Origin of the sequence: Actinospica durhamensis (assembly GCF_018139695.1) — a bacterium.
GTDB classification, from domain to species: Bacteria; Actinomycetota; Actinomycetes; order Streptomycetales; family Catenulisporaceae; genus Actinospica; species Actinospica durhamensis.
Window position 1 is genome coordinate 1 of record NZ_JAGSOG010000368.1, and the last position, 7,036, is coordinate 7,036.

The 7,036-nt window shown below is 71.3% G+C and carries 9 protein-coding genes; 5 read left to right on the plus strand and 4 right to left on the minus strand.

Translation table 11 applies throughout. The features are described from left to right. Positions 1 to 227: putative PEP-binding protein (locus KDL01_RS37560; protein WP_212531428.1), on the plus strand; the 227-nt coding region annotated here is incomplete at its 5' end. A 173-nt stretch (positions 228 to 400) separates the two neighbouring features. Beyond that, on the plus strand, positions 401 to 1,324 hold the full coding sequence (locus KDL01_RS37565) for a glycoside hydrolase family 26 protein (protein WP_212533484.1): 924 nt from the start codon (positions 401 to 403) through the stop codon (positions 1,322 to 1,324). Between the two features lie 22 nt (positions 1,325 to 1,346). Here KDL01_RS37565 and KDL01_RS37570 read toward each other — a convergent pair whose 3' ends face one another. The 3 genes from KDL01_RS37570 to KDL01_RS37580 form a co-directional block, all read right to left on the minus strand. Further along, a complete protein-coding gene (locus tag KDL01_RS37570; protein WP_212533485.1) occupies positions 1,347 to 2,165 on the minus strand; it encodes a family 1 encapsulin nanocompartment shell protein in 819 nt (272 codons plus the stop codon). Further along, entirely contained in the window at positions 2,162 to 3,193 is a 1,032-nt protein-coding gene (locus tag KDL01_RS37575) for a Dyp-type peroxidase (protein WP_212533486.1), read from the minus strand. Before KDL01_RS37575 ends, KDL01_RS37570 begins: the two co-directional genes overlap by 4 nt. Before the next feature lie 213 nt (positions 3,194 to 3,406). Continuing rightward, complete coding sequence (locus KDL01_RS37580; protein ID WP_212533487.1) at positions 3,407 to 3,862, minus strand: BP74-related protein; 456 nt, start codon at positions 3,860 to 3,862, stop codon at positions 3,407 to 3,409. A gap of 200 nt (positions 3,863 to 4,062) precedes the next feature. Here KDL01_RS37580 and KDL01_RS37585 point away from each other — a divergent pair, with 200 nt between their 5' ends. Beyond that, complete coding sequence (locus KDL01_RS37585; RefSeq protein WP_212533488.1) at positions 4,063 to 4,749, plus strand: VOC family protein; 687 nt, start codon at positions 4,063 to 4,065, stop codon at positions 4,747 to 4,749. Here the strand turns inward: KDL01_RS37585 and KDL01_RS37590 are convergent. After that, complete coding sequence (locus KDL01_RS37590) at positions 4,742 to 5,236, minus strand: GNAT family N-acetyltransferase (protein ID WP_212533489.1); 495 nt, start codon at positions 5,234 to 5,236, stop codon at positions 4,742 to 4,744. The two genes, KDL01_RS37585 and KDL01_RS37590, sit on opposite strands and share 8 nt — an antisense overlap. A 233-nt stretch (positions 5,237 to 5,469) precedes the next feature. Between KDL01_RS37590 and KDL01_RS37595 the strand changes: the two genes are divergently transcribed. Both KDL01_RS37595 and KDL01_RS37600 read left to right on the plus strand, forming a co-directional pair. Then, complete coding sequence (locus KDL01_RS37595; protein ID WP_212533490.1) at positions 5,470 to 5,994, plus strand: hypothetical protein; 525 nt, start codon at positions 5,470 to 5,472, stop codon at positions 5,992 to 5,994. Between the two features lie 110 nt (positions 5,995 to 6,104). After that, positions 6,105 to 6,998, plus strand: coding sequence for a DUF4097 family beta strand repeat-containing protein (locus KDL01_RS37600; protein ID WP_212533491.1), 894 nt, complete (start codon positions 6,105 to 6,107; stop codon positions 6,996 to 6,998). Positions 6,999 to 7,036 lie beyond the last annotated feature (38 nt).

Here is a 7,036-nt window from a genome sequence, read left to right on the forward strand (position 1 = left end):
CCCTCGACCGCGACGGCGTCGGGCGCCTCGTCCAACTCGCCACCCGCGAAGGCCGCGCCGCCCGCCCCGCACTCAAACTCGGCGTCTGCGGCGAACACGGCGGCGACCCCGAATCCGTCCAGTTCTTCCACCAAGTCGGACTCGACTACGTCTCCTGCTCCCCGTTCCGGGTGCCGGTGGCGCGGCTCGAGGCAGCACGGGCGGCGGTACGCGACCCGCGGACCTGAGCGGGAACGAACAACGGGAACGAACAACCGGTGGGTCCGGGCCGCGCACTGTCGCGGCCGCCGGGCCCACCGGCCGTTTCCGGGGCGTACGCGGGCGAATCCGGGGCGTGGAGAAGCGGATCCGGTTAGGGCACAATGTGCGGGTGGGAGGACGCCGGGAAAGAATCAGGTCCTTGATCATCGTCGTGGCGATGGCCGGCCTGGCAGCGGGGGTGTGGACGTATGCCGCGAGGCCGCAGCAGAGCGGGCCGAAGTTCGCGCCGACCGACGGGGACGTGTACATCGGGGTGTCCACCGATATCGGCAGGCTGGACACCTTCGACAAGACCGCGGGGATAGGCGCGCACCCGGCCATCTACGACCAGTGGACCACGCCGGACGGGGCGATGGCGCCGACGCTGGCCAACAGCCGGAAGAAGCCGGACATGACGCCGATGGTGTCCTGGAACCTGGACCTGACCGGCGGCGCGGTGACCGACGGGTCGAAGGACTCCTACATCGAGGCTCAGGCCGACGCGGTGCACGCGTACGGCAAGCCGGTGTTCATCCGGCTGGACTGGGAGATGAACGCGGACTGGTACCCGGACTGGAACGAGCCGGGGGTGAGCCCGAGCCAGTTCATAGCCGCCTGGCAGCACGTGTACGGGATCTTCCAGCAGGAGGGTGCGACGAACGCGGCGTTCGTGTGGTGCCCGACGCTGTGGGACGGCCCGGGCGGACTGAGCCCGAGCGCCTGGTACCCGGGCGACCAGTACGTGGACTGGATCGGCGTGGACGCCTACCCGCAGAGCGCGGTGGAGTCCTTCATCCTGACCGGGGCGGGCGGGCTCGACGACCAGGAGGTCTTCGCGGCCCAGCACGCCAAGCCGATGATGGTGGCGGAGTGGGCGCCCGCGCTCCCCCAGCCGGACACGGCCGCGGCCATCGACCTGCTGTTCGACTTCGCCGCCGAGCATCCGAAGACCGTCAAGGCGCTGGTGTACTTCGACTTCGTGACCGGCGGCAAGGACTACACCCTGGCCGATCATCCGATCGGCGCGGCCGAGTTCCGCAAGCGCGTGGACGGCGACTCGCACTTCCTGATGACGGTGCAGTGACCGGGCGACGGCCGCACCCGGGTCACGCCGCGCTCGCTCCGTCCGCGTCGCGCAGCTCGATGGCGGCCTCGGCGGTGTACGGGGTGAAGGTGAAGGTCTCCTGGATGTAGAGCCGGACCTCGTCCTCGTCGTGCGAGTCGTAGCCGATCGAGAGGTCCTGGCCGAGGTGCATCTGGAAGTCGCCGCCGCGGGTGGACAGCAGCAGGCCCCCGGCCAGCGCGGGCGCCCAGATGATCTCGCCGTCGATCAGGCGGCTGACGTGCGTGGTGACCGGGTAGCCGTGGTCCACGGTCTCGGTCAGCGCGGTGTAGGCCTTGGCGCCGAGCAGCAGGTGGTAGGGGCCTTCCACACCGGCGAGGCGCAGCTTGGACTCCGCCTGGGCGACGGCGGAGGGGTAGTCCTGGATGCGGTCCGGCAGGTCGACCGGCGCGTGCGCGGAGAACGGGCGGATCCCGGTGATCTCGGCCTCGGGGTAGCCGTCGGCGATGGCCCGGTCCTCGGCGAAGACGAGATCGCGCACCGCGTCCTTGACCGGCTGCCAGTCGCTGTCCTGCGAACCGCGCTCCACGTCGTCGATCGCGGCGCGGGTGAGGGTGAACGGGGCCCGCAGCTCCACCAGTGCCTGCGACTCGCGCATCCGGGCCCTGATGCCCGGCTGGCCGCCGCCGATCTCGCCGAGGTGGCCGGTGCTCACGGCGGCGAGCAGCGAGCCCTCGGCCCCGGTGACGTCCACGACGCGGCGCAGGGCGAGGTAGCGCAGCGCGGTGCGCCGGGCCTCCTCCTCGATCTGCTCCCAGGCCCCTTCGCTGATCGGGGCGAGTTCGCGGTGCAGGTTGTTCATGACATGCTCGCTTTCAGGCTGCCGATACGCAGGGAACCGTCGGATGGGGAGGCCACCGGGACCGCGTCCGCCGTGATCGGCAGCAGTTCGGCCGCGCTCACGCCCGGCTGCGGCGGGTCGTCCAGGAACTCGACGGGCGGGGCGAAGAACAGGCCGCCGGTCAGGGCGGTGGAGAAGTCCAGGATCCGGTCGCCGCGCGGCGCGTCGGCGGTGCCGAGGAACATCGCCCGCAGCATCTGCTCGGTGGTCGCGGCAGAGGCGGCGTAGGCCATGAAGTAGGTGCCGAACTCGCCCGACTTGAGCTCGCCGAACGGCATGTTGAAGCGCATGATGTCGACTTCCTCGCCGTCCTCGCCGATGACCGTGTTGACCGCGACGTGTGAGTCCCCTGGCTTGGCCTCGTCGGACATCTCGATGTTCTCGAGCTTGGAGCGGCCGATGACGTGCTCCTGCTCGGACACGCTGACCGCGTTCCAGGCGGCGAGGTCGTGCAGGTACTTCTGCACGATGACGTAGCTGCCGCCGGCGAAGGGGTCCTCGGGGCCGATCAGCGCCGCGTCGAGGGCGCCGCGGCCGTGCGGGTTGGCGGTGCCGTCGACGAAGCCGAGCAGATCGCGCCGGTCGTAGTAGCGGAAGCCGTGGGTCTCGTCGACCACGGTGACGGCCGGGCCGAGCCGGTCGAGCAGCCGGTGCGCGAGCTCGAAGCACAGGCCCTGATTCTCCGAGCGCACGTGCAGCAGCAGGTCGCCGGGGGTGGCCGGGGCGGCGTGGCGCGGGCCGTCGAGCGGGACGAAGGGGTGCAGCTCGGGCGGCTTGGGCCCGCCGAAGAGCCGGTCCCAGGCGTCCGAGCCGAACGCGGTCACGCAGGAGAGCTCCGCGAGGGGAGAGCCGAAGCCGACCGAGTCCTCCAGGTCGCCGAAGTCGGCCAGCGCCTCGCGCACGGCGTCCTCGCCGCCGGGCTCGATCGTGGCCACCACGATCACCGCGGCCGAGGTCAGCTCGCCCACGACCGGCTGCGGCTCACTCATCGGCGGACCTCTTTCCTCGCGCGGCTACCGGTCACCGCCCTCCATGGTGCCCTCGATCGCATCCGTCGACCGGTGCCAGCACGCCCGCGACCCGCGGGTCTTCGCCCGTTCGGCCCTGGCGGGGTTGATAAAGGGTGGAGAGAAAAGATGAGAAAGATTATGTGCCCGCGCGTAGTGGCGACTACCTGCGCGGGCACACGATTCTCAAGCGGGCTACGGGTTCGGAAGTTCCCGGACCAGGCGGGTGGACCAGCCGCACCACCAGTTGCCGGGCAGGAACGCGCCTCCGACCTCGTCGAGGTGCTCCTCGACGTACGGGATGGTGGCGTCGCAGACCTCGATGCTCTGGTCGAAGAAGGTGACGCTGGCGGGGTCGATGGTGTAGCTCCATCGGTGGTTGTAGGGCTGCCACCGCTTGATGATGCGCCCGAGGACGTGCGGCATCTGGTCGGTCCGGCCCTCGACCAGGGCCCGAGCGTGCTCGATGTCCTCGCCGTCGGTCATCTTGACCACGAACTTGGAGCCGGTGACGTCGGTCATCTCGAAGTAGGCCGGGCTGGTCTCGGCGGCGTGCGGAATCACGGCGGCGGAGGCCGGCAGGGCGGCGCCGAGCGCGATGGCGGCGGCCGCGACGAGCGTGCCGCAGGTGGTCTTGAGCGTGCGTCGCATGAATCTTCCCTTGCGTGGGTGGCGTTACGCACGCAGGGTATCCAGCACGTCACCCGATTCGATCTTCCTCGGCGGGAGTGTCGTGAGCCTTGATATAAGTGATATGACCACAGGGCACGATCATGTGGTGGGCGGGTGTCCGGTCCAGCCGCCCCGGTACCACGTCGCAGCCCGGGGCGTCCGCTCTAGAATCGGCTCCGATGCTGACCGGAATCGTGTTCGACGCACGTGACGCCGCGGCGCTGGAGGCCTTCTGGCGGGAGGCCACCCGCGGGGAGACGTCCGGGCTGAACCTGCGCTTCGTCGAGACGGCTGCGCCGACGTCCGCGCCGTCGGCCAAGTCGGCCGGGTCGGGCAAGAACCGGCTGCACCTCGATCTCGCCGGCGGACCCGGCTGGTCGGCCGAGGTGGAGCGCCTCCTCGCCCTCGGCGCGACCCGCGCCGACATCGGCCAGGGAGACGTCCCCTGGGACGTGCTCGCCGACCCCGAGGGCAACGAGTTCTGCGTCATGCGCCCCGGCCACCCGGGCATCCGCGTCGAGCGGGGACTCGCCCAGATCTGCCTGGACGTCGCCGAGCCCGACCGGTTCAGCCAACTGGCGTTCTGGTCCGCCGAGTCGGGCTGGCACAGCATCGACTACCACCCGCGCGCCGACCGTCTGCGCCGCTCCCCCGCCGACCGCGTCTGCCTCGTGCTCGGGCCGCCCGCCGCGCCGAAGAACGGCCGCAACCGGGTGCGCCTCGAGGTGACGAACCCGGAGCGGGAGCCCGGGGAGTTCCTCGACCCCGGCGGCAACGAGTTCTGCATCAACGGCATTAACGGCGTCGACGGCGTCGAGGGCATCAACGGCGTCGACGGCATCGAGGGCGTCGGCAGCGTCAGCTGAGCTCTTTGGACAGGAACACGCACGCGTCCTCGACGGGATGTTCGATCCCTGCGTCGTCCGTGTAGGTGTACCGGTCCAGGTAGGAGACGCGCGGAAGGTAGCCCAGCCGCGCGTAGAGCGCCGCCGCGCGGTGGTTGTAGTCGCCGACGCCCAGGCCGATCGTCGGCACGCCGCGCCCGGCGGCGAGTTGCTCGGCGTGGCGGACGAGCGCGGTGCCGATGCCCTGGGAGCGCAGCGGCTCCACGACCTCGAGGCCGTTGATCTCTGGACAGTCCGCCACCACGGCGCGCACCTCCGCCGCCCGGCACCCGTCCCACCGGATCTCACCGGTGGCGACGGGGCGATCCTCGACCCACACCACCAGGAACGTGCTGCGTCCCGCGACCTGGGCCGCGTACCGCTGGGCGTGGTAGGAGGTCGCGCTCGGTGAGGGCAGGTGCCGGTCCAGCAGGGCGATGTCCTCGGCGCGACACGTGGCGATCCGCATGTGCGCCATCATCCCCGCGCGTGCCGAGGCCGGGCGAGCGCGTTTTATCGACACCTGGCACCGCGTGGCACCACTCGGCACCACGTGGCACCACTCGACACGCCCCATGGCACCATCCGACACGCCCTATGGCACCATCCGATGCACCCAGTGGCACCACTTCCGACCAGCATGGATGCCATTCTGAGCCATAAAGGCTTGCGCTGGCACCAAAATGGTGCCACATTAGAGCCATGGAACTCACCCAGTACGTCGAAAACCTACGCCGCGAGCTCACCACCGCGGCCGAGGTCGGCGGCGAGGACGCCCGCGCGCTCGCCGACCGGCTGCTTCCGCCGCTCGACGCCGCGGTGCGGCTGACCCTGCTTGAGGCGCTCTCGGCCGCGGCCGAGGAGATCTCCGCCCAGCTCGCGCCGGGCTCCGTGGACGTGCGGCTGCGCGGCGGGGCGGCCGGATTCGTGGTCACCCAGCCCGCGCCGAGCGCGCAGGCCGCCGCGGAGGCGGCGCCAGGACGCGAGGTCCGGCTGCCCTTCGCCGAGGGCGACGAGGCCACCATGGTCCGGATCAACCTGCGCCTCCCGGCCAACCTCAAGGCCCTGATCGAGGACGCGGCCGCCGGCGGCGGTCTGTCGGTGAACGCCTGGATCGTGCGGGCGGCCGCGGCCGGCCTGGCCGCCGAGGGCCGGCTCACCGCGCGGCCCGCCCCGGTGCAGTCCGACCGGGCCGTCGGCCAGAGCCACAGCGGCTGGGCCCGATGACCACGCCCGCCGGCACCGACCCGCAGCACCCGCACCACCGCACAGGAACCCATGAACCGCCGCACCACCCGTCCGTCACCGCGCACCGCTCCCAGCAAAGGAATTCCGAGATGTCCCTCTCGACCTTCACCACCCCGGCCCCGATCTCCGTCACCCTGGACCTGTACGTCGCGAACGTGCGCTTCACCGCGTCCGACCGCGCCGACACGACCGTGGACGTGCGCCCGAGCGACCCGGACAAGCCCGCCGACGTCAAGGCCGCCGAGAACACCCGGGTCGAGTACGACGAGGCGACCCGCACCCTCAGCATCGTCTCGCGCAAGCCCCGCACCCGGTTCGTCAACTTCAGCAGCAAGCGCCCGGAGTCCATCGACGTCGTGCTCGAGCTGCCCACCGACTCAGACGTGCGCGGCGAGGCGGACCTCGGCGACTTCGAGGCCGTGGGCGCCCTCGGCACCGTCGTGCTCAAGACCGACCTCGGCGCCGTCCAGCTGGCCGAGACCGGACCGCTGAACCTGCGCAGCGGCGTCGGCCGGATCAGCGTCGAGGCCGTCAGCGGCACCGCCCAGGTGCACGGCGCCTCCAGTGACATCCGGATCGGCTCCGTGGACGGCGCCGCCGAGGTCTCCAGCAGCAACGGGAAGGTGAGCGTGGGCGTGGTCACCGGCCCGGCGAACCTCAAGGTCGCCAACGGTTCGCTGAGCGTGGACCGGGCGCTGTCCGACATCACCGCCACCAGCTCCAACGGCGCGGTGCGCATCGGCGAGGTCGTGCGCGGCAAGGTCTCGGCCAGCTCGAAGAACGGCAGCGTCGAGGTGGGCGTGCGCGAGGGCAGCGCGGCCTGGCTGGAGCTGAGCACCGGGGTCGGGCGCGTCTACAACGAGCTCGAGTCCACCGACGCCCCCACGGCCGACGAGCCGGTCGAGCGGGTCGAGGTCCACGCCGGCACCAAGCTCGGCGACGTCACCATCCGCCGCGCGCGTCAGCTGGACTCGGAGGTCTGACACCGTGATCGCCACCGCCACCACCCCCGGCGCGAACC